The organism is Bacillus sp. PS237 (assembly GCF_037963345.1).
Taxonomy (GTDB): Bacteria; Bacillota; Bacilli; order Bacillales; family Bacillaceae; genus Bacillus; species Bacillus subtilis.
On record NZ_CP150156.1, the window covers coordinates 3,686,436 to 3,706,839 of the forward strand.

A 20,404-nucleotide genomic window follows, 5' to 3' on the forward strand; every position below is an offset into this window, starting at 1 on the left:
GTTTTCTTCATTAAGACTGTTCAGTGTCTTCTGTTGTGCTGCTTTCTTTAGAACCAGATTTGTCAGTTGAATCATCCTTTTTCTCACCGGATTTTTCTTCTGTTCCTTTTTCAGTTGATCCGTCCTTTTTCTCGGAAGATTGCTGAATGGATTCTTCTGTTTCTTGGGTGGCAGCTTTTTCAATAGAAGAAACTGGTTTGTCCATAAAGTTTAACGGATTCATTGCAACCCCATCTTTACGGATTTCAAAGTGCACGTGGTTTCCGCTGTCTTCACTGTAAAGGTTCTTGCCAGATTTTCCGATCACTTGATTTTGTTTTACTTTGTCACCTTGCTCTACGCTTACTTCGGAAAGAGATTGATACACAGTCGATAAACCGTCGGCATGTTCTACTTCCACAACATATCCCAGCACTGGATCTTTTTCAGCTTTAACAACCGTACCGCTCAGAGAAGCAGAGACATCGAAATCTTTTCCGTCTTTCTCAGCTAAGTCAATTCCTTTGCTTAGGCTGTACGTGTTATTATAGGTAACGAGTGCTGCTTCTTTCTCTTCTTTTGCGGCATCGGTTTCATAGAACTTTTTCACAACAGAAACGTTTTCAGAATCAACAACCGGCATTGCGACATTTTCCATTGACTTTCCTACTTCAACTGCATCGTCGTTGTTGTCATATGCGGAGTTTCCGCCGTTATCAGCCAACTGATCCTTTACCTCATCATTTGATACTGATTGATACCAAAGGACAGCTGTTAAAATGACGGCCGCACTGACTAAGTAAATTGCAGGGAACACCCAGCGTTTACGAAAAAACTGCTGAAGTTTTTTGACTTGAGAAGTTTTCTTTTCTTCCTCTCTCATTGTTTCATCACCTCAGCAACATTCTGAACACTTTTCTGAAAATATATACAACCTATCCAAAAAAACTTTTTTAGATGTAGTTTGCACAGACTGAACGAAAATATGTATTTTTTTGAGAGGAGTGCCAAAAACGTATGAACATGACATTGCGTCTTGCTGAACATAGAGACTTGGAGGCTGTTGTGGCGATTTATAATTCAACGATTGCTTCTCGAATGGTAACAGCCGATACCGAACCGGTAACTCCTGAAGACCGGATGGAATGGTTTTCGGGACATACAGAGTCACGTCCGCTCTATGTGGCCGAGGATGAAAACGGAAACGTCGCTGCCTGGATCAGCTTTGAAACATTTTATGGAAGGCCAGCCTATAATAAAACAGCGGAAGTCAGCATATACATTGACGAAGCATGCCGCGGCAAAGGTGTTGGATCATATTTGCTTCAAGAAGCGCTCCGCATTGCCCCGAATCTTGGCATCCGCTCACTTATGGCCTTCATTTTCGGGCATAATAAACCAAGCCTGAAGCTGTTTGAAAAGCACGGGTTTGCAGAATGGGGACTATTCCCCGGCATCGCCGAAATGGACGGGAAAAGATACGATTTAAAAATTTTAGGGAGAGAGCTTTCATGATTAGTCTGGATAAAGATGAAAACGAAATTGAACATCATAATGAAGAAAATAGCCTTGTTGAACAGGAGACTGCACCTGTTGGACAGGAGAGCCGCCAGCTGAGCGCCTCCGCTGTCAAGTCGCTATCCGACATTGCCAAGTGGGGCAAAATTTCTGGCATCTTGTTAATCATTATGGGATCGCTTGTCACTCTGTCTGTTTTGATGACAGTGATTGGCGCCATCCCGGGCGTACTGCTCATTATTTCAGGCGTATTTTTGATGCGCTCAGCAAAAGCAGCCGCGGAAGCCGAAGGAAATCTAACCGGCAGCGCTGGCGAAAGCATGCTTGAAAATTACGGGACATTTATAAAAATGCAGCTGTTTTATGCAGCATCCAGTATCGTTACTGTCCTGATCGGGATCATTGTAGCCATTTTCGTGCTGGTGGTAATCGGCATTGCTGCTTTTGAGAACACGCCTTCGTATGATGATCCGGATTCTTATTATTATGAGGATGATCCGGTGTTTGAATAATGATGAGACAGGACAGGGCATGAGTTCCATATAAACGGAACCATGCCTATTTTATTTGACTATTCAAAGCAGGCCGGCGTAAACACCAAATCCTGAAGCAAGCATACAATAGACATCTCTAGTAGAGGAAATCAACAAAGCAACGCTGTTACCCAGAAATGAATATCAAAAAAACGGATGAAGTCGGAATCAATCCGAAACCGCACTTTTTATTTCGGGTGTCTGCATGCAAAAAAACACACCCGGATCGTCTGGAAAATCTCAACAATCCGGGTGCAGATCTTCTTTAATACATTTTTTTGCGTCTGTCTTCCTCAGTCAAAAATTCAACAAAACTCCGCATCGCAAAAGGCTCTTCCTTTATTTGTCGTGCGTAGGAGCTTTTCCGCTCTTCTGAAAGGATTTCGCTCTTTTTGATCCTGTTCAGCATATAGATGTGAACCGTTTTTTGGATTTGTTTATGCTGATAGCCTGCCTCTTTAAAAAATGCGAGCCCGAGCGCCGCCAAAAGGGCGAATATGCCTGCGCTGATCAGGGACTCCCTGTCAGCTGAAGCATGAAATAGAAAAGCAGCTAAATTAAAGAGAGAGAATGCAGCAAGCGGAATAGCAAGAAAACGGTAAATGACGGTTTTTTTCATGAAAGGCTGTACGGCCTTTTGAATTTTTTGCATTTCTGTTTTGATGAACCCCGGCATTTGTTCGACTCTGTAAAAGTTCATATAATCCTCCCCCTTTATTTGATGTTTCAAGCTTCACGAACGTTATCATATGTGTTTATTTTAACGCAGGTGCAAGCTGGTTTTAAAGAAATCTGCCCGTATTTTTCACGAAGAATCTGGATCGCCGCTCTTTATTCTTTTAAAATGTGAGTGTTATAATTTGTAATGGGAATCAGATCACTGTTATTCATGGAATACTAATGGCAATCTTCTTGATAAATATGAATGAGCGGGGTTACAAAGTGAGTATTTCTTCCATCCTTTTATCACTTTTTTTCATTTTAAATATTCTTTTGGCCATCATTGTCATCTTCAAAGAACGGCGCGATGCCAGTGCATCTTGGGCGTGGCTGCTTGTTCTTTTCTTTATTCCCGTTTTAGGCTTTATTTTATACTTATTATTCGGCCATAATCTCAGACGCAAGCATTTGTTTCAATGGGAAGACCGGAAAAAGATTGGAATTGAAAGGCTGCTGAAGCATCAGCTTGAAGATTTAGAAACCAAGCAATTTCAGTTTAACAACCGGGCAACCTTTGATAACAAAGATTTAATTTATATGCTGATTATGAATAACCATGCTGTGTTTACAGAGGATAATTCAGTTGACGTCATTACAGATGGACGGGATAAATTTCAGCGGCTGCTGAGTGACATTTCAAAGGCTAAGGATCATATCCATTTACAGTATTATATTTATAAAGGCGATGAATTAGGCAAAAAATTGCGGGACGCTCTCATCCAAAAGGCGAAAGAAGGTGTTCAGGTCAGAGTGCTTTATGATGAACTCGGGTCCAGAACGCTGAGAAAAAAGTTTTTTAAAGAGCTTCGCGAGGCTGGCGGGCATGTGGAGGTCTTTTTCCCGTCAAAGCTCAGGCCGATTAACCTGCGGCTGAATTACCGGAACCATCGAAAGCTTGTGATCATAGACGGTATGACCGGTTATGTCGGAGGCTTTAACGTCGGAGATGAGTATCTAGGGCTTAATCCGAAATTCGGTTATTGGCGGGATACGCATATCCGGCTGCAAGGAACGGCCGTGCACGCCATCCAAACACGATTCATCCTTGACTGGAACCAAGCTTCTCATCACCATACGCTGACATATATTCCAAATCACTTTCCTGATTACGGCCCAAAAGGCAACGTCGGGATGCAGATTGTCACAAGCGGCCCTGATTCGGAATGGGAACAAATTAAAAATGGCTACATCAAAATGATTTCGAACGCCAAGCGTTCCATTTTGATACAAACACCTTATTTTATCCCAGATGCAAGCCTGCTGGATGCTTTAAGGATCGCTTGCCTTTCGGGCATTGACGTTAACATTATGATTCCGAACAAGCCCGATCACGCCTTTGTATACTGGGCGACACTTTCGTATATCGGCGATCTGCTGAAAGCCGGAGCCACTGTCTATATTTACGATAACGGCTTTATTCACGCGAAAACCATCGTGGTGGATGACGAAATCGCTTCAGTCGGCACAGCGAACATTGATGTCCGAAGCTTCAGGCTGAATTTTGAGGTTAATGCATTTATTTACGATATCACCATTGCTAAAAAACTGGTTTCAACTTTTAAAGAAGATTTGCTAGTATCCAGAAAATTCACCTATGAGGAGTATCTGCAGCGCCCGTTGTGGATTCGAATAAAAGAATCCGTCTCGCGGCTGTTGTCGCCGATCTTATAAGATGCGTAAACCCCCGGCCTTTACGGCCGGGGGTTTTCCTGATGGTCACAGTAAATGATGATTGCCTCCCGCAAAAAAGCGGCAAGACCTTCTCCATATTGATTGATTGAATCGGTAAATCGCTCGTCAGTGATATACACTTCCCCGAGTCCTCTGAAAATGTCGAGTGTGCAATCGTAATGATATTGGCAAATATGATCGCGAAATGCCCCCACAGCGGCCTGAATCTCTGCATCATCGGGCCCATGCTTCATTCGCGCCGCAATTCGTCTGTAAATCGAATCAAATTCAGCCATGATCGTGCGCCAATCATCTGCCGAGTATGCAGATGTCCTTTTCTCTGTTTCTTCTGCGATTTCCTTTCCATACAGCTTTCTGACTTCATCAGCGTATGTCTGCTGGTGCTCTTCAATGTCTTTCATGCTTAATCCGGCAAATAAATCCCTCTTATTCATCGTTTCCCCTCCATCAACGGACAAAAGCGTCCTGTCAATTGTTTGAATCATCTCATCCATTCTTTGTTTTTTCTTCATCAATATCTCCTTTTGCGACTGAAGTGCCGCTTTCCGGTCAAAATTCGGATGATCCAGCATCTCTTTAATCTCATCCAGACGAAACCCGATTTCCTTGAAAAATAAAATCTGTTGCAGTCTTTCCAGGTCTGCGTCACTGTACAAACGATACCCAGCATCAGTAAGCGCTGAAGGATTCAGAAGCTCAATATTGTCATAGTGATGAAGCGTCCGAATGCTAACGCCTGATATCTCCGCCACTTGTTTAACTTGATATTTCATACATAACACCTCCTCTTTTTTATCGTAAACAATCACGCAACGTTAGGGTCAATCCCCAAAATGTTATTTTCTATATACAAAACTTCTCACAAATAGTGTATAAAAGAAAAGTGAGTATTTTTTTGTAAAGGGGAGCCAGTATACATGAATCCTGAAACAATGAACAAAACCCTCATCAGCATTTCGAAATGGGGAAAAGCTACAGGCATTTTATTTATTATTATGGGCGCAATTACCGCGCTTTCAGGCGCGTTCTTTTTTCTAATCGGTGCCGTGCCAGGCGTACTGCAAATTATTTCCGGTATCTTTTTGATGAGGTCAGCTAGGGAAGCAGGCCAAATGGCTGAACACAATAGCGGACAGTCTGAAGACTTAATGCTGGAGAATTACGCGAAATTCGTAAAGATGCAAGGGATTTATTTGATCGTAAGCATTGCTGTATCCATTCTTGCGATTATCGCCTTCTTCATCTTTTTAATGCTTGGGATTGCTGACGGCCTTTTCAGCGATACGTACAGCACTTATTAATGAGAAAAACCCGGAGCTGGCTCCGGGTTTTTTATTATTCCGCTTCGCTTACCACTGTGAAGCGTTCATTTTTGTGTTCGGGATGTTCAAGCTCGTCCAACACGGCAATGGCATAATCTGCATAGCTGATATAGCTGTCTCCTTTTGCATTTACGATGACATTGTCTTTTCCTTTTTGGTAAGAGCCAGTCCGTTTTCCTGCTGGATCAAAAAATGCCGCAGGACTGAGGAACGTCCAGGAAATGGAGTCTGTCTGCTGCAAATCTTTCAGGTTCTCGCCTTGATTTGATGCAGTTGGCAAATATTCTTTCGGAAATTCCGGCGTATCCATTAAACGGGTTGTTTTGGCTTCATCAACAAACAGGCTTCCCGCTCCGCCAACAACAAGCAATCTTGTGTGCTTCGCGTCCTTTAAAATGCTGATGAGTGCTCTTCCTGCTTCAACATGAAGATGTTCTTGGCCGGGTGCTGCTCCAAAAGCGTTTACGACCGCGTCGAAAGGCTTGATGTCTTCCGCAGTCAGTTCAAACACATCTTTTTCCAAAATCGCTACGTCTTGCTCCTGCACTTTTGAAGCGTTTCTGACGATGGCTGTCACTTCATGGCCTCTTTTTTTCGCTTCTTTCAAAATCTCGTTTCCCGCTTTCCCGCTTGCGCCTATAATACCAATTTTCATTTTTCATTTCCTCCTTATTTGTAACAATTTTAGTTACATGTTAGCGGTGAGAAGTCATCCCTTTTGATTAAAAGAGATGATTCATAACATCTTTTAATGACTTGCTTGCCAGTTCATTTTCCATCGCTCTTTGCACACTTTCAAACGTTTCATCCAGAGCGTTCTGAATTTTTTTCCCTACCGGACATTTCGGATTCGGGTTTTCATGAACCGCAAAGAGTTCTTCTTGCTTTTGGACAGCCCGGTACACTTCTAAAAGAGAAATATCAGCAGGATCTTTTTTGAGGCTTGCACCCGGCACCCCGGCGCGTGATGTGAGAATATCAGCTTTTTTCAGCAGGCTGATCATTCTTCGCACAACTACCGGATTCGTGTTGACACTGTCTGCAATGATTTCTGAAGATGTTTTTTCATCCATCGAGATGAGGGATAAAATATGAATGGCAACAGCAAGACGGCTGTTAATCATGTTTTTTCACCACCGTTGTAACTATAATAGTTACATTTGATTCGTTTGTCAACATCTAATATACACTAAATACATGGGTTTTGTGCACCGTTTTTAGTCAATAGAACGGCCGGATGCACTCCGGCCGCGTCTTATCAAAATAAGAAATATCTTTGTCCAAGTGGGACATAATCGACAGGCTGGCAAGACAATTCCTCCCCGTCAGCAAAGACCTGATAGGTTTTTGGATCAATCTCAATCTTCGGCAAAGCCGAATTCAGCTTCATATCCAGCTTGCTCAGCTTTCTGATATTTTTGACTGGAGAAATCCTTTTTTCCAGCCCTAAGCTTTCCGCCACACCACGCTCTATGCTTGCCTGAGACATAAATGTAATCGAGGTTGAGCGGTTGGCTTTTCCGTAAGACGCATACATTTGGCGCATGAAAACCGGTTCAGGAGTCGGGATGGACGCGTTCGGATCTCCCATTTGCGCACGTGCAATCATGCCGCCCTTTAAGACCAGTTCCGGTTTCACGCCGAAAAATACCGGGTCCCACAGAACGAGATCAGCAAGCTTCCCTTTTTCCACCGAGCCGACCTCATGGCTGAGCCCGTGCGTAATTGCCGGATTAATCGTGTATTTGGCAATGTACCGTTTTGCGCGCACATTGTCATTCCCGTTTTCACCGGCAAGAGCGCCGCGCTGTTTTTTCATTTTATCGGCTACCTGCCATGTTCGGATGATCACTTCACCGACCCGCCCCATCGCTTGGGAATCCGATGATGTCATGCTGATCGCACCTATATCATGGAGAATATCCTCCGCGGCAATCGTCGCCGCCCTGATTCTGGAATGGCTGAATGCCACATCTTCAGGCACTTTCGCATCTAAATGGTGGCAGACCATCATCATGTCAAGATGCTCATCCATCGTATTAACGGTATAAGGAATGGTTGGCGTTGTAGATGACGGCAGAATGTTCGCGTAAGAGGCGAGCTTCATAATATCCGGAGCGTGACCGCCGCCTGCCCCTTCAATGTGATAAGTATGAATAACCCGGTCCCCGATCGCGTCGAGCGTGTTTTCCAAAAAGCCCGCTTCGTTAATCGTATCGGTATGGATGGCAACTTGAATATCAGCCTCGTCCACGACTTCCATACACGTTTTAATGGCGCTTGGCGTCGTTCCCCAGTCTTCATGGAGCTTAAGACCGATGGCGCCTGCTTCCACCTGCTCGATCAGCGGCGCTTTATCGGATGCATTCCCTTTTCCTAAGAAGCCGACATTGATCGGAAACTCCTCGGCCGCTTCCAGCATCCTCGCCATATACCACGCCCCGGACGTACATGTTGTCGCTTTGCTTCCTGTAGCGGGTCCTGTTCCGCCTCCCAAAAGGGTCGTCACACCTGAAGAAAGCGCAACTTCCATCTGCTGAGGACAAATAAAATGAATGTGCGTGTCCACTCCCCCGGCTGTTAAAATTTTGCCTTCACCGGAAATCACCTCTGTCCCCGCTCCGATGACCATGTGCGGATCGACTCCATCCATGATATCAGGATTTCCGCTTTTTCCGACACCGACAATCCGGCCGTCTTTCACACCGACATCCGCTTTGACAATGCCTGTGTAATCCAATAGCACGACGTTGGTGATAACCAAATCCAAAGCGCCGTCCTTCCCTGTGATTCTGCCGTTTTGGCCCATGCCGTCTCGGATAGTTTTTCCGCCGCCAAAGATCATTTCTTCACCGTATACTGTGAAATCCTTTTCGACTTCGATCCATAAATCCGTGTCGCCCAATCTGATTTTATCGCCCGTTGTCGGGCCAAACAGTTCCGCATATTCCTCCCGTGACATTTTCATCGGATTACACCCTCCATCCAGCCGGCTTGTTTTAAGTTGGCCAACGTTTTTTCTTTGCCGCGTTCATCGATAAACGTGTCGGCCATTCCGTTCAGCCCTCTAATTGTCTTGCGTCCTCTGATTTCCACTAGTGAGACCGTTTTCTGCTCTCCCGGCTCAAAACGGACCGACGTGCCTGATGGAACATCAAGACGCATGCCGATCGCCAGCTCACGGTCAAATAATAAAGCCCCGTTGGCCTCCGCAAAATGAAAATGCGAACCGACTTGAATGGAGCGTGATCCGGTGTTTTTTACCGTTACCTCCCGTATCTCACGGCCTTCATTAATCGTAATGGTTCCCTCAGCAATTTGAAATGCTCCCGGCTTCATGACTTCACCTCCGCAGAAATTGGCTGATGTACCGTAACAAGCTTTACACCATCCGGAAATGTGGCCTCCACCTGAATGCTGTCCAGCATCTCAGGCACACCCTCCATCACATCTTTTTCCGTTAATACATGGCGGCCGGCTTCCATCAGCTCTGCTACTCCCTTCCCATCACGTGCGCCTTCCATAATAAAGCAGGTGATATAAGCAGCAGCCTCAGGATAGTTCAGCAGAACGCCCCGCGCCTTTCGCTGTTTGGCTAATTCCCCCGCTGCAAAAATGAGCAATTTCTCTTGTTCAACTGGTGTCAGTTTCATCTGTAGTCCTCCTTCTTTTGTCATATAAAGCAGATGCGGCTACTACGAATTTGCGGAACAGTCAGGCGGGACATCACCTCCCTTTCTTCGAGAATGGGGGTCATACGGTAAGATGCCTTTCAAAGCGGCATGCCGTTTCTTCATCAGCCTTGCCATGGTCAACAACCGTTCCCCTGTCGATCACGGAAAGATCAGATTAACGCGTTTTCCAGACTGCGCTCGACTAAGATAACAAATGTCTTTTTTTCTGGAAATTTCTATAATAACTTGTCTGACTAGTTCGACAATTAAAATCTGAATTCCTTCCAATTGTTTATTAAGTAAAATATTTTTCAGATTTACCATCAGCGCTCTGGTGATTGCAAGCTGCTGCTGTTGACCGCCTTTTCGTTTTGAACAAACGTTTGATTAAAACAAATAGCCCCCTCTGTTTAGCCGGAGTCGGCCTAATACAGCGACAATCTGCCCCGGGCGAAGCTAAGGCTGTGCAAAACCATCGATTGATCATAACCAGACGTTACATTCCTGATGGCAGCCCGTTGTTTTGCTCCGCAACCGGAAGCATGGCATGGAGGCCAGTCTGAGGCGCCGACCTCCACGATACCGAGAACCCGACTATTGCCATTAACTCCGCATCATGGACGGTCACTTCGCTGATCGCCACCGTTCCTCTTAATGAGTGAAGAATTCCGGCCTTCACTGAATCCCCGCTTGTGTCGATATCAACTGTTTTCTCGCACTCCCGTGGCTTCCGACACTTTCTTCGGTGCAGTACATTCCGTCATCAAAACCCCTTTGTTTGATTTCTTCAAATGATGTTATAAAAGTTTACAACTTATGTCATCATTATATAGAAGAGGCCTATTAATTCAAAGAATATTTAAAAAATTTAGTTACCTTGACCAAATCAGCTTCTTTTTTTGTTATATTTATTCACATCAGAAAAAGCGAAAAAAAAAAGACAAGAAACATTTCGTTTCCTGCCTCTTCCGTACGATTAATCTTTATCTGAAAATTTATCCTTGGCTTTCCCGATATCCTTTTGGATTTCGCCTTTTGCCTTATCTTTTTTGCCTTCAGCCTGCATGTCCGTTCTGTCAGCCATATCTCCGACTTTATCCTTCACTTCTCCTTTGGCTTTATTGAAGCCGCCCTTCATTTTGTCTTTTACACTATCGTTACCCATGTTAATTCTCCCCTCTCAATTATGTGTGTACTTGTTAACTTCCCGATCTGAGAGGCAATAAACATTCTAATGTTATTTATCGATTTCGTAGCGCTCTCCGTAACGGAGCACCTTGTATATCGCCAGCCCGTCTGATGACTTTTTCTCCGAATATCGGACCGGCAGCAGGGCAAAAAACACATAATACGTAGAAAAATAGACAAACTGATAGAAAAACACATTCGGCTTTAATACACTGTGTATAATCAGCAGATTGATTGCAAAAATCGTGATGAGGTTAAACAAGCAGCCCCCTGCATACACGAGTGCATTTGAGAATCGATTGTCAATTTTCAACTCCCCGTACCGGCAAAAAGAATCGATAAAATAAATCGTTCTGAACCGTATGGGTCCAATTTTAAGCAGCGTTTTTCCCATGCCTATATCCAACGATCCCTTTCCGCCAAAAATAAAAGCCATAAAGCTGTGCCCTGAAACATGTATAATCTGTACAAGCGGCAGAACAATGAGGAAAGACCACAGAAACTTCACCATATCATTAAAACCAAACATTGAATTCCCCCTCACATGCATATCTGCATCCCAAAACGGCTTTTGTTCAAAAAACAGTGCTGTAGCGATTTTTCCTGTTCTCCCCGGAAATAAACGTTCCGATGCTCCCCTTTTTTTGCATAAAAAAAAACCATCTGCCAGCAGATGGTTTTGTCTCATACTTCATATAAACAATCGTTCCTTTGAATCATCTCTCTCATGCTGACCGCTTTTTCATAAAAATACACCGCTTCTTTATATTGTTCGCGATGACTGAAATAAGAGGCAGCATCTAAAGCAAATTCTTCAATATATACATACAGGCCCTTTTCTTCCATATAATCAAATACTTCTTGAATCATATTCAAATTGACAGATTCCACATATAATGCCTGCAGAAATTTATATTTTGCCAGACTGAAGAAGTCGTTTCGTTTTTGGGCAATGGCAATCCCTTTTTCATAGTACCGTATCGCGGCTTCGCTATCTTGTTTTTTGAAAAGAACGCGAGTCAGGCTGAAGAGCGCTTTTGGAAGCTGTTCCAGCTGATAATCCTCGAAGACAGGAAGCGCTTTTTCAAAGTATTCGGCGGCCTGATCCAGCTCCCCCTTGTCATCATAGCAATTACCAATATTATAAAGGGCTGATCCGATCAAACGGGGCTGTCCTTCCAATAAAGCAAGGCGATACGCGTCATCTAAATGTTCAAGCGCTTTTTCATAATTTCTGTAGTCAATGTAGTTTCCTGATATGACGAAATGGCATTGAATTCTTCTGACTCTGTAAAAATCGTGAGCCTTATACGTCTCCAGCGCCTGTACGGCATGGTTCATGGAAAAGTGCGTCTGCTTCATAATATAAAAGACTTCCGCCACTTTAAAATGAAATTCCGCTCTTTCAATTTCATCTTCTACAAACGCAAGCATCTTCTCAGCTTTCCGATAAAAGGATATAGCCGAGATGTAATTGTTCTGTTCAAATTCGTACATTCCTCTAAACAAGTGAAAATAATACTCAGATAATCCGGAGATGCTGTCCTGATTGCTTTCCAGCGTTTTGATCAATTCACGATATTGAAGCTGAGATTCCTCGTGCAGGTCAGGCTTTACATAATCCAGCATAATTTGGTGCCGGTAGCTGATCAGCTGATAATACAGGAGAAGCAGCTGATCCTCTTCCATCTGTTCGATATCTAGATCAATTTCTTCTTTCAGTTTTACGGCATCAGCCACTTGAAATGCTAAAATGTGCTTATACCACTTATTGATTTTCACTCCTACTTGAGATGACGGGATCTCGTACGCGGCCATGCCCCTCCAACCCTTTCTATTTTCTAATTGGTTATATTTTATCATAATGTATGGCTTTGGAATTAAATTTTCTTACAATGATTCCTTCTTTATGCCTATCCTTATATATTTCGGTTTTTCTACGTATTTTTTGCACTCGGATTCTAATAAAAAAGCTTACCGGACAGTGCCGATAAGCTTTTGACTTCAAATTAACCGCCAATATAAGACATTTCCACTTTCTTTTTGCCAGATGCTTTTGATAGCGTACGATCGACTGAATACTGATCGATCCGATTTTTCCATACTGTCCCGATCATTTCTGATAGTTCGTCATCACTTAATTCCTGGCGAACCGGAGCTCTGAGGTCAAATCCGCTTGAAGCGAATAAGCAGGTAAACAGCTCTCCTCTCGCAGAAAGACGGGCTCTGTTGCAAGATCCGCAGAATGCATCAGATACAGATGATATGACGCCAATTTCTCCGGAGCCGTCCAAGTAGCGGAATCTGGAAGCCACTTCGCCTATATAATTAGGCGCTATCGGCTCAACCGGCATGTGTTTATTGATCAAATCTATGATTTCCGCCTTTGTCATGACGTCTTTCTTTTCCCATTGGTTGGTGTTGCCTACGTCCATAAATTCAATGAATCTCAGGATATGCCCTTTTTCTTTAAAATAACGGGCCATAGGCAGTATATCTTTTTCATTGACGCCCTTTTGAACGACCATATTGATTTTAACACCGAGCCCCGCTTGCTTCGCCGCTTCAATGCCTTCCAGCACCTTGCTGACAGAAACACCGCGCCCGTTTATCTTCTTAAAACGCTCGTCTTCTAAAGAATCAAGGCTGATCGTAACCCTTTTCAGCCCAGCCTCCTTGAGCCTCTTAGCATAAACAGGCAGCAGTGATCCGTTTGTCGTCATCGCGATGTCACGAATACCCGGTATGCGGGCCAGTTTTTTGATTAATTCCGGCATATCCTTTCTCATGAGGGGCTCTCCGCCGGTCAAGCGGATTTTTTCAACGCCAAATCTTGTGACAAACAATGTCGCAAGCCGTTCCAGCTCCTCAAATGAAAGCAGCTCCTCTTTCTTTAAAAAAGGATAATCCGGGCCGAATAATTCGGCGGGCATACAGTACGTGCATCGGAAGTTGCAGCGGTCTGTAACAGAAATGCGAAGGTCTCTCAGCGGTCTGTTTCTTTTATCCAACATCTGACGCGACTCTGTAATCATAGCTACAGCCCCTTCCTACTCCCTGATTCTCTCAGGGTGTGTATATACATTAAATGATCCGTTTCTGACAAATCCAATCGCTGTGATATTCAATTCTTCAGCCATTTGAATCGCAAGCTCCGTCGGGGCCGATTTGGAAATGACAATCGACACGCCGATTTTGGCCGCTTTTAACAGGACCTCTGATGAGATTCTGCCGCTGAACACAATCAGTTTGTCGCGTACGGACATCCCGTTTAGAAGGCAGTGTCCGTATAGTTTATCAAGTGCGTTGTGCCGACCGATATCTGTGCGCATCAACAGAAGCTTCTCTGTGTCGCAAAGCGCCGCATTATGGACGCCTCCCGTATCCTGAAACGTCCCGCTCCCTTGCTGCATGTCTTTCATAAGCGCCAGACATGCCTCAGGCGATATCTTGATTTGGCTGACAGCCGTCTTGGCTGTTTTGACATCCTGCTGAAAATAAAAATGACGGCCCTTTCCGCAGCATGAGCCGATCACCCGTTTCGTATAATCCTTTTGATCCAATGTCTCAGGGTGAACGAGGTCGACATATACAAAACCGAGACTTTCATCTATTGTAAACCTTTTAATTTCTTTTTGAAATCGTATAACACCCTCTGATGCGAGAAATCCGATGACAAGCTCTTCGATATGCTCAGGCGTACAAACGAGCGTCACAAATTCACTGCCATTCAGTATCACTGTCAAAGGGAATTCCGTCACCATCCGGTCTTCTACTTTGCTTATTTCCCCTTGTTCATAGCGCCATACATCCCTGACCGCAGTTACTTTATCGTTCAATGTCTCTTCCCCTCCGCAATGTTCCTGCCTTTATATTTTTTCACACTCCTCGGATTTTGTCGAATTCTGAGACACAAAAAGAGCCCTCTATATAAAGGGCTTTTACAGGATGTGATGACGGCGGTGTTTAGGCAGGACGCCTAAGCATTTAGCCGCCGTTCCTTTTATAACACGTGAGCACCAATGTGCATTGACAACGAACGCGGGGTTTGTCGACACGCTGAGACACCTCTGTATAAAGGACTCTATGTTTGATTATGCTGATTCTTTTTCAGAACCGTAAACAGCACAATAGCTGCGATCAAGGTGAGAATGCTGACAAAAAAGAAGGCTGCCAGTTTTAGAAGAACACCAAGCAATATAAATGCAACGGTGGCTATAAGAAAAATCATTCCGAATAATTTCATATGTTCAACCCCTTTTTAGGGTATCATTCCCGCCCAAACTGTTTTTAAACCAATAAAAAAGGCGCCTGGGGGAGCGCCTGATCTTTAGGTTCCTTACTCAGTAAATTTTTGTGCTTCTTTTTCCCAAGCCTGTTCGAACTCATCCGCACTGTTCGCTGAAATATATTCTCCGCCGCCAGCGACAGCTGCTTGTTTCATCTCTTCATTACCCTTGACATCAAAGTTGAAGCCAATGATGTTTACAATCGTATCCACATTTGATGCACGGAGCTTTTCGATTTCCGCCGCAGGGTCTCCGCCGCACGTTTCTTCACCGTCAGTGATTAAATACACCACGTTTTTCCCGTCTGCGTCAAATGCTTCAAATTCTTTTCTTGTGTCTGCAAGTGCTTTGGCAATCGGTGTCCATCCAGTCGGCTTGAGCTCACTCAATGAATTGTCAAACAGAGACCCTTCATATGGATGAAGGCCGTAAATGGTTTCCGTCGTACTGCACGAAAGGGCTTTACCGGACAGTTTATTGTTCCCTGCATGCCCGAAAACGCGAAGCATAAGATTTGTATCCTTTGGAAGAAGTTCGGCAAAAGATTTTACTGATTTTTTGGCAATGTCTATTTTGCGCTCTCCTCCTGTTTTTTGAACCATGCTTCCGCTTCCGTCAAACAAAACAGCTACATTTGTATCAGCCTGTTTCTCAGCGGCAAAAGACGGGGAGGCAATGGAAACAGTCAACAATCCAATGATACCGGCAGCCAGCAATTTTTTCATATGATTACTTCCTTTCTTTTTCATATTTTCCAACTATATGTTGGATTCTTCTTTATGCTAGAATACGAAAATGCAAAAAGATATAGGACATGCTGCCTTTTGTGCTGCTTTCACGATCTGTCCAAAATCGCTTGAAATGCCGTTCATTTTTAGCCATTTCCGCCCAGAAAGCATAAACAGCTTGTGTGATCATTCATTCTTTTTTCGCCTTGATTATGACAGAAAAACGGAAATCTGCTACTATGCTACAGGCAGACAGCTAATTAGTTTTGAAGTTTTTGTTACATACAAAAAGAGGCTGACCATCACCAGCCTCTTTTTTCTTATTTAGATAACATTAGTGATTGCTGAGTGAAAATTTTCTCAACATCTTTTTGGGTATAAGCCGGGAAGTATTCACCGCCGCCTACTTTCGCAATTGCGTTCAGCTGGCCTTTGTATCCCTCTTTATAATCAAAGCCGATCACATTAACAGTGATATTGTCTTTTTGCAGTTCCTTTGCTGTTTTAATCGGGTTTCCTCCGCACGTTTCCTCACCGTCTGTCAACAGATACACCACTTTTTCCCCTTTTGCATCAAGCTGGTCAAAAGAAGATTTCGCCTCGTTCAGCGCTTTGGCAATTGGCGTCCAGCCAGTCGGCCCAATTGTATTGAGAGAATTGAGGAAGCTTTGCTCGTTAAAGCTTTGGAAGCCGTATACGTTGCGAATGGCTTCACATGACTGAACTTTTCCGGAATTTTTATTGTTTCCTTCAGAGCCAAACACGCTCATTTTCACCTGAGTTCCTTCTGGCAATGAGCTCGCAAACTTTGAAATTTCTTTTTTGGCTGAATTAAATTTAGATACACCATCTATTCTTTTCGCCATACTTCCGCTGGCATCAAGCAAGACCGCCACGTTCGCCGGCGCTTTAGCCTCCGTTTCTGTCTTTTCAGCTGCAAAAGCAGGTGAAGTTAATCCAAAAAGCAATCCTGTCATCATGATCAGTGAAAATCTTTTCTTCATGTTCGTACCCCTTTACCAATTTGTTTCTGCGTGCAGATGTTCAACGCTGAACATAATCTATCGTAATCAACAAAAACCGAGAAATAAATAGGGCGGGCTTCCCCATTGCTGTTGTTTACTTTTGCATAGAAACCTATGTTTTTATTAGTGATTTCCACCTAACGCCCCTATGAAAAGAGAAGATTGTCCGCCTTTCGGCTTTCGTTATATGAGTCTGTCGAAGTCTGTCGACAAATGTGGATGACTTTACCACAATCTCAAAGCCTGAAATCAGGAAAAAAGGACTGATCCTTAAAGACGGTCAGAAGCTCCTCTAAACCGTTTCAGCTACTCTTAGATAAAAGATATTCAGGAACAGAAAAAGACGCCCAATGAGCGTCTTTTTCTACTTTTTCGCCATATATTTATTCAAAAACGCATCTGCCTCAGAAATTTGTGTGCCTTGGTAATAGTACTTTACAATGTCATCAACCGTTTTGCCTTCTTTGGCCATAAAATTCGCTCCGTATTGGCTCATCCCCACACCGTGGCCAAATCCTCTCGTCGTGACTGTAATTGTGTCTCCATTTCGCTTCCATTCAAAATCGGCGGAGTTGAGACCCAACTTTTCACGTATGTCTCTTCCTTTCAGCGTCTTGCCGTTAATGACGGCAGTTGCGACCTGGTGGCCCGGTGTCTCGCCGGTAATCTTCCCTACTGCGCTAGATCCATCCAGCTTGACGCCAAGCTTTTGCTGAAATTCTGCCGCTGTAAAGGTTTTCGTTGCCTTATATTTCGGAGACTTTTTATCCCATGGGCTTTTGACGCTTTTTAAATATGGGATAGCACTTGTCCAATAAGCTTCTGCATTCTCTGTGTAGCCGTTGCTTGTGGAGAAAAAGGATGCTTCAATCGGCTGGTTGTTGTACGTTAAGATTTTGCCTTGCGTACTGGCTACCGCATCTGTGATTTTCTTCAGTTTTGTCTCATAGCTTGTGCCCCACTGTTTTTTCAGCTCCGCTTTGCTTTTATACACCTGGAACATCTGTGTATCATCCACCAGTGAGCCTTTAGGAGCTTCTACCGCTGAATTTGACACCATCAGTCTGACAATAAATGTTCTGGCGGCAAGCGCCTGGGCTTTCAGCGCTTCAGGTTTAAAGGTTGCCGGCATTTCGGAGGCGACGACTCCAATCACATACTCTTCAAGCGGAATGTTTTCTACGGATTGATTTGCGGTTCGATAGACGGGAATAGAAACAGGTGATGCTTTCAATGTTTCTGCTCCTTTCGATGCTGGTTTCGTGCTGACTGCTGTCTTTTCTGATTCTACGCTGGCCCCCGCTTCCTTATTATGCTGGAATGGTATAACCAAGAGTGTGGGAACCAAGAGAATCAATGCACATAGTACGGATAGTGTGATTGCGAATTGTTTCATATTCAGCTGCCTCCTGCTCGGGATTCGACTCTAGTCTAGTCTATGGGCAGGGACAAGCTAATATGACTCTCGTTTTGGACAGAAACTTTATTTGTCATTTACGTATTCTTTTTTGCTATTTTGCGCATAATGATGATAATACACAAAAAATAAAAAACCAGTATGCCAGAGTGACATACTGATTTTCAAGTAAGTTTATGCATTTAAGTCAGAAACGACTTCTTTATTCTCTTGCTCAGAAGCAGACTCATCATTTACACGTTCGATGTCTGCGCCCAGAGCGGCAAGCTTCTGATGGAAATCAACGTAACCGCGGTCTAAGTGCTTCAATTCAGTAACACGTGTGTGACCTTCAGCCACTAACCCCGCAAGAATCAGCGCTGCACCTGCACGCAAATCAGTCGCTGCAACTTCAGCTCCCTGAAGCTGTACAGGACCGTTAATGATGACAGAACGTCCTTCAATCTTGATATCACCATTCATACGGCGGAATTCTTCCGCATGCATAAAACGGTTTTCAAAAACGGTTTCTGTAATCATGCTTGTGCCGCTTGCACGAAGCAGAAGCGCCATCATTTGTGACTGCATATCAGTCGGGAAGCCCGGGTGAGGCATTGTTTTGATGTCAATCGGTTTAAGCTCTTTCGGGCCGATGACACGCAGACCTTCACCTTCATCCTTAATTGTTACACCCATCTCTTCCATTTTTGCAATTAAAGAGGTGAGGTGCTCAGGAACCGCTCCTTTTACTAATACGTTTCCTTCAGTGATTGCAGCAGCAACCATAAATGTGCCCGCTTCAATACGGTCAGGAATAATATGGTGTTTTACGCCGTGAAGCTTTTCGACTCCTTCAATTTTGATGGTGCCGGTGCCAGCTCCGCGGATTTTTCCGCCCATGCCGTTGATATAGTTTGCTAAATCAACGATTTCGGGTTCTTTTGCCACGTTTTCCAGCGTTGTTGTTCCTTCAGCTAGAGCGGCTGCCATAATCAGGTTCTCTGTAGCTCCTACACTTGGGAAGTCCAGATAAATTTTTGCGCCTTGCAGTCGGCCTTTTACTTCAGCTTCAATGAAGCCATTACCGACTTTGATTTCTGCGCCCATTGCTTCAAAACCTTTTAAATGCTGATCAATCGGTCTGGAACCAATTGCGCATCCGCCCGGAAGTGCAACTCTTGCATGACCTGTACGCGCAAGAAGCGGCCCCATGACAAGCACAGACGCACGCATTTTACGAACATATTCAAAAGGTGCTTCAGTTTGCAAAGCGTATGAAGCATTTACAGTCACTTCATTATTTTCAAAATGCACATCTGCTCCTAAATGACGCAACACTTCGTTAATTGTATATACATCGGAGAGCGTAGGTACATCACAAATTACGCTTTTTTCTTCACTTGCTAATAAAGATGCAGCGATAACAGGTAAAACGGCATTTTTAGCGCCTTCAACTTTGACTGTGCCGTTTAACTTCTGACCGCCGCGGACGATGATTTTTTCCAAGGTATTCCCCTCCGCGTCCCTAAATTCTCTATATTAATATTCAGTCGTAACGATTGGTGTGCCAACCGTAACGGTATGTTTTCCGCCCATTCCTGCACTTCTAAGTGCAATTTGCAAATTCATTTTATGTTTCGAGGTCATAATGTACTCTTCCCACTCATCTGTAAACGCAGAAATAGAAACGAAATTTGGCTCAACTACATGTTCTACTGATCTTGCTTGAAATTCATTTAATAACTGATTTGCTTTTTTTTGCAAAACAATATTCATATTATCATCTAAGTGACCATTTAGACAAGTAAAAATAACTACTTTTTCTTGGAATATCCCAAGTGTCTCCCGTTCAAACTGTTCATATGTATCATTCCAGCTATCCGGTGTCTCTAGACTCATTTGCTCATATAATAAATACGAAGTTGGATTGTGTTTTTTGAGGGTTGTGACAAGCTGCAGTCTAAAAGAAGTACGATTTTTTTTGTCAGTATATGTGCCAATTGCCTTTATCATTTTATCTTCCCGTGCAATCACCCAATCATATTGACGATACTCTTGTTTTAAACGTTGCACTTTTTGATAAAATTCTTTTTCGGTCAGTGACAAGTTTTGTTTTGCATGCAATGTCCACTTATCTATTGACACATCTTGACGTTCCATCCCCTCTGCCATCTGTGCTAACGGCGTTAATTCACTCGCATGAATGGTATGGAAAACAGCAATGACGAAGCTTAACATGACGGAAATGATAATAGCGTGGCTTACTTGTTTTTTCTTCATGTTCATCTCTCCCCCTTATCCCCAGTTTTACCGGAGGCAAGAGGCGCCATACGTAAAAAT

The 20,404-nt window shown here is 43.7% G+C and carries 26 protein-coding genes and 1 pseudogene; 5 read left to right on the plus strand and 22 right to left on the minus strand.

The window, feature by feature from the left end; genetic code table 11:
• Nucleotides 1–10: 10 nt before the first annotated feature.
• Complete coding sequence (gene spoIIQ / locus NST22_RS19110; RefSeq protein ID WP_003227751.1) at nt 11–862, minus strand: stage II sporulation protein spoIIQ; 852 nt, start codon at nt 860–862, stop codon at nt 11–13.
• Between the two features lie 140 nt (nt 863–1,002).
• Here spoIIQ and NST22_RS19115 point away from each other — a divergent pair, with 140 nt between their 5' ends.
• From NST22_RS19115 to NST22_RS19125, 3 genes are all read left to right on the plus strand, one after another.
• Nucleotides 1,003–1,494: a GNAT family N-acetyltransferase gene (locus tag NST22_RS19115; RefSeq protein ID WP_010886629.1), complete on the plus strand. Its 492-nt coding sequence runs from the start codon at nt 1,003–1,005 to the stop codon at nt 1,492–1,494.
• Nucleotides 1,491–2,009, plus strand: coding sequence for a DUF5362 family protein (locus NST22_RS19120; RefSeq protein ID WP_003227749.1), 519 nt, complete (start codon nt 1,491–1,493; stop codon nt 2,007–2,009). Before NST22_RS19115 ends, NST22_RS19120 begins: the two co-directional genes overlap by 4 nt.
• Before the next feature lie 158 nt (nt 2,010–2,167).
• The gene (locus tag NST22_RS19125) at nt 2,168–2,299 is read left to right on the plus strand and encodes a hypothetical protein (protein ID WP_003227748.1); all 132 of its coding nucleotides are present in this window, start codon (nt 2,168–2,170) and stop codon (nt 2,297–2,299) included.
• On the opposite strand, the gene NST22_RS19130 is transcribed toward NST22_RS19125, so the two are convergent.
• Complete coding sequence (locus NST22_RS19130) at nt 2,296–2,730, minus strand: DUF5392 family protein (protein WP_003244359.1); 435 nt, start codon at nt 2,728–2,730, stop codon at nt 2,296–2,298. The genes NST22_RS19125 and NST22_RS19130 overlap by 4 nt on opposite strands.
• A 242-nt stretch (nt 2,731–2,972) precedes the next feature.
• On the opposite strand from NST22_RS19130, the gene cls reads away from it, so the two are divergent.
• On the plus strand, nt 2,973–4,421 hold the full coding sequence (gene cls, locus NST22_RS19135) for a cardiolipin synthase (RefSeq protein WP_003243311.1): 1,449 nt from the start codon (nt 2,973–2,975) through the stop codon (nt 4,419–4,421).
• 20 nt (nt 4,422–4,441) lie between these two features.
• On the opposite strand, the gene mta is transcribed toward cls, so the two are convergent.
• The gene (mta, locus tag NST22_RS19140; protein WP_003242936.1) at nt 4,442–5,215 is read right to left on the minus strand and encodes a transcriptional activator Mta; all 774 of its coding nucleotides are present in this window, start codon (nt 5,213–5,215) and stop codon (nt 4,442–4,444) included.
• Between the two features lie 144 nt (nt 5,216–5,359).
• Between mta and NST22_RS19145 the strand changes: the two genes are divergently transcribed.
• Nucleotides 5,360–5,743: a DUF5362 family protein gene (locus NST22_RS19145; RefSeq protein WP_003227738.1), complete on the plus strand. Its 384-nt coding sequence runs from the start codon at nt 5,360–5,362 to the stop codon at nt 5,741–5,743.
• 34 nt (nt 5,744–5,777) lie between these two features.
• Here NST22_RS19145 and NST22_RS19150 read toward each other — a convergent pair whose 3' ends face one another.
• The 19 genes and pseudogenes from NST22_RS19150 to NST22_RS19240 form a co-directional block, all read right to left on the minus strand.
• Nucleotides 5,778–6,419 carry an NAD(P)-dependent oxidoreductase gene (locus NST22_RS19150; protein ID WP_003227736.1) on the minus strand — a complete coding sequence of 214 codons (642 nt, stop codon included), beginning with the start codon at nt 6,417–6,419 and terminating at the stop codon, nt 5,778–5,780.
• Nucleotides 6,420–6,486: 67 nt separating this feature from the next.
• Nucleotides 6,487–6,888, minus strand: coding sequence for an Rrf2 family transcriptional regulator (locus NST22_RS19155; protein WP_003227734.1), 402 nt, complete (start codon nt 6,886–6,888; stop codon nt 6,487–6,489).
• A 134-nt stretch (nt 6,889–7,022) separates the two neighbouring features.
• Nucleotides 7,023–8,732 carry an urease subunit alpha gene (gene ureC, locus NST22_RS19160; protein ID WP_003243090.1) on the minus strand — a complete coding sequence of 570 codons (1,710 nt, stop codon included), beginning with the start codon at nt 8,730–8,732 and terminating at the stop codon, nt 7,023–7,025.
• Nucleotides 8,729–9,103: an urease subunit beta gene (gene ureB / locus NST22_RS19165; protein ID WP_003227726.1), complete on the minus strand. Its 375-nt coding sequence runs from the start codon at nt 9,101–9,103 to the stop codon at nt 8,729–8,731. Before ureB ends, ureC begins: the two co-directional genes overlap by 4 nt.
• Nucleotides 9,100–9,417 (minus strand): urease subunit gamma, encoded by a 318-nt coding sequence (ureA, locus tag NST22_RS19170; RefSeq protein WP_003227724.1) that lies wholly within the window; start codon nt 9,415–9,417, stop codon nt 9,100–9,102. The genes ureB and ureA overlap by 4 nt, the downstream gene beginning before the upstream one ends.
• A gap of 180 nt (nt 9,418–9,597) precedes the next feature.
• On the minus strand, nt 9,598–9,762 hold the full coding sequence (locus tag NST22_RS19175) for a hypothetical protein (protein ID WP_015649919.1): 165 nt from the start codon (nt 9,760–9,762) through the stop codon (nt 9,598–9,600).
• Nucleotides 9,763–10,033: 271 nt separating this feature from the next.
• Nucleotides 10,034–10,202: pseudogene (locus tag NST22_RS19180) on the minus strand (urea ABC transporter substrate-binding protein); the annotation flags it as partial.
• 212 nt (nt 10,203–10,414) lie between these two features.
• A complete protein-coding gene (gene csbD, locus NST22_RS19185) occupies nt 10,415–10,603 on the minus strand; it encodes a stress response protein CsbD (RefSeq protein ID WP_003227718.1) in 189 nt (62 codons plus the stop codon).
• Between the two features lie 72 nt (nt 10,604–10,675).
• Nucleotides 10,676–11,155, minus strand: coding sequence for a hypothetical protein (locus tag NST22_RS19190; protein WP_003244390.1), 480 nt, complete (start codon nt 11,153–11,155; stop codon nt 10,676–10,678).
• Between the two features lie 155 nt (nt 11,156–11,310).
• Complete coding sequence (gene rapB / locus NST22_RS19195; protein ID WP_003227715.1) at nt 11,311–12,444, minus strand: response regulator aspartate phosphatase RapB; 1,134 nt, start codon at nt 12,442–12,444, stop codon at nt 11,311–11,313.
• 191 nt (nt 12,445–12,635) lie between these two features.
• Nucleotides 12,636–13,661, minus strand: coding sequence for a GTP 3',8-cyclase MoaA (gene moaA / locus NST22_RS19200; RefSeq protein WP_003243488.1), 1,026 nt, complete (start codon nt 13,659–13,661; stop codon nt 12,636–12,638).
• A 15-nt stretch (nt 13,662–13,676) separates the two neighbouring features.
• Nucleotides 13,677–14,465 carry a formate dehydrogenase accessory sulfurtransferase FdhD gene (fdhD, locus tag NST22_RS19205; RefSeq protein WP_003227709.1) on the minus strand — a complete coding sequence of 263 codons (789 nt, stop codon included), beginning with the start codon at nt 14,463–14,465 and terminating at the stop codon, nt 13,677–13,679.
• Between the two features lie 245 nt (nt 14,466–14,710).
• Nucleotides 14,711–14,872: a hypothetical protein gene (locus NST22_RS19210; protein WP_003227706.1), complete on the minus strand. Its 162-nt coding sequence runs from the start codon at nt 14,870–14,872 to the stop codon at nt 14,711–14,713.
• Nucleotides 14,873–14,965: 93 nt separating this feature from the next.
• A complete protein-coding gene (locus tag NST22_RS19215; RefSeq protein ID WP_003243553.1) occupies nt 14,966–15,640 on the minus strand; it encodes a VWA domain-containing protein in 675 nt (224 codons plus the stop codon).
• A 52-nt stretch (nt 15,641–15,692) separates the two neighbouring features.
• Nucleotides 15,693–15,833 carry a hypothetical protein gene (locus NST22_RS19220; protein ID WP_003227702.1) on the minus strand — a complete coding sequence of 47 codons (141 nt, stop codon included), beginning with the start codon at nt 15,831–15,833 and terminating at the stop codon, nt 15,693–15,695.
• Nucleotides 15,834–15,963: 130 nt separating this feature from the next.
• Nucleotides 15,964–16,647 carry a VWA domain-containing protein gene (locus NST22_RS19225; protein ID WP_003227700.1) on the minus strand — a complete coding sequence of 228 codons (684 nt, stop codon included), beginning with the start codon at nt 16,645–16,647 and terminating at the stop codon, nt 15,964–15,966.
• Between the two features lie 385 nt (nt 16,648–17,032).
• Entirely contained in the window at nt 17,033–18,064 is a 1,032-nt protein-coding gene (spoIID, locus tag NST22_RS19230; RefSeq protein ID WP_003243408.1) for a stage II sporulation protein D, read from the minus strand.
• 195 nt (nt 18,065–18,259) lie between these two features.
• Nucleotides 18,260–19,570 carry a UDP-N-acetylglucosamine 1-carboxyvinyltransferase gene (gene murA, locus NST22_RS19235; RefSeq protein ID WP_003227695.1) on the minus strand — a complete coding sequence of 437 codons (1,311 nt, stop codon included), beginning with the start codon at nt 19,568–19,570 and terminating at the stop codon, nt 18,260–18,262.
• A gap of 33 nt (nt 19,571–19,603) precedes the next feature.
• The gene (locus tag NST22_RS19240) at nt 19,604–20,344 is read right to left on the minus strand and encodes a YwmB family TATA-box binding protein (RefSeq protein WP_003244344.1); all 741 of its coding nucleotides are present in this window, start codon (nt 20,342–20,344) and stop codon (nt 19,604–19,606) included.
• Between the last annotated feature and the right edge of the window lie 60 nt (nt 20,345–20,404).

Coding starts and splice junctions, on each gene's coding strand:
- NST22_RS19175 (WP_015649919.1), bottom strand. CDS start 9,762: ATGGTAAATCTGAAAAATATTTTACTTAATAAACAATTGGAAGGAATT.
- NST22_RS19225 (WP_003227700.1), bottom strand. CDS start 16,647: ATGAAGAAAAGATTTTCACTGATCATGATGACAGGATTGCTTTTTGGA.
- spoIIQ (WP_003227751.1), bottom strand. CDS start 862: ATGAGAGAGGAAGAAAAGAAAACTTCTCAAGTCAAAAAACTTCAGCAG.
- NST22_RS19215 (WP_003243553.1), bottom strand. CDS start 15,640: ATGAAAAAATTGCTGGCTGCCGGTATCATTGGATTGTTGACTGTTTCC.
- NST22_RS19130 (WP_003244359.1), bottom strand. CDS start 2,730: ATGAACTTTTACAGAGTCGAACAAATGCCGGGGTTCATCAAAACAGAA.
- csbD (WP_003227718.1), bottom strand. CDS start 10,603: ATGGGTAACGATAGTGTAAAAGACAAAATGAAGGGCGGCTTCAATAAA.
- moaA (WP_003243488.1), bottom strand. CDS start 13,661: ATGATTACAGAGTCGCGTCAGATGTTGGATAAAAGAAACAGACCGCTG.
- rapB (WP_003227715.1), bottom strand. CDS start 12,444: ATGGCCGCGTACGAGATCCCGTCATCTCAAGTAGGAGTGAAAATCAAT.
- NST22_RS19190 (WP_003244390.1), bottom strand. CDS start 11,155: ATGTTTGGTTTTAATGATATGGTGAAGTTTCTGTGGTCTTTCCTCATT.
- spoIID (WP_003243408.1), bottom strand. CDS start 18,064: ATGAAACAATTCGCAATCACACTATCCGTACTATGTGCATTGATTCTC.
- NST22_RS19125 (WP_003227748.1), top strand. CDS start 2,168: ATGAATATCAAAAAAACGGATGAAGTCGGAATCAATCCGAAACCGCAC.
- NST22_RS19155 (WP_003227734.1), bottom strand. CDS start 6,888: ATGATTAACAGCCGTCTTGCTGTTGCCATTCATATTTTATCCCTCATC.
- NST22_RS19240 (WP_003244344.1), bottom strand. CDS start 20,344: ATGAAGAAAAAACAAGTAAGCCACGCTATTATCATTTCCGTCATGTTA.
- NST22_RS19150 (WP_003227736.1), bottom strand. CDS start 6,419: ATGAAAATTGGTATTATAGGCGCAAGCGGGAAAGCGGGAAACGAGATT.
- NST22_RS19115 (WP_010886629.1), top strand. CDS start 1,003: ATGACATTGCGTCTTGCTGAACATAGAGACTTGGAGGCTGTTGTGGCG.
- ureA (WP_003227724.1), bottom strand. CDS start 9,417: ATGAAACTGACACCAGTTGAACAAGAGAAATTGCTCATTTTTGCAGCG.
- NST22_RS19145 (WP_003227738.1), top strand. CDS start 5,360: ATGAATCCTGAAACAATGAACAAAACCCTCATCAGCATTTCGAAATGG.
- ureC (WP_003243090.1), bottom strand. CDS start 8,732: ATGAAAATGTCACGGGAGGAATATGCGGAACTGTTTGGCCCGACAACG.
- NST22_RS19210 (WP_003227706.1), bottom strand. CDS start 14,872: ATGAAATTATTCGGAATGATTTTTCTTATAGCCACCGTTGCATTTATA.
- NST22_RS19120 (WP_003227749.1), top strand. CDS start 1,491: ATGATTAGTCTGGATAAAGATGAAAACGAAATTGAACATCATAATGAA.
- NST22_RS19220 (WP_003227702.1), bottom strand. CDS start 15,833: ATGATCACACAAGCTGTTTATGCTTTCTGGGCGGAAATGGCTAAAAAT.
- mta (WP_003242936.1), bottom strand. CDS start 5,215: ATGAAATATCAAGTTAAACAAGTGGCGGAGATATCAGGCGTTAGCATT.
- ureB (WP_003227726.1), bottom strand. CDS start 9,103: ATGAAGCCGGGAGCATTTCAAATTGCTGAGGGAACCATTACGATTAAT.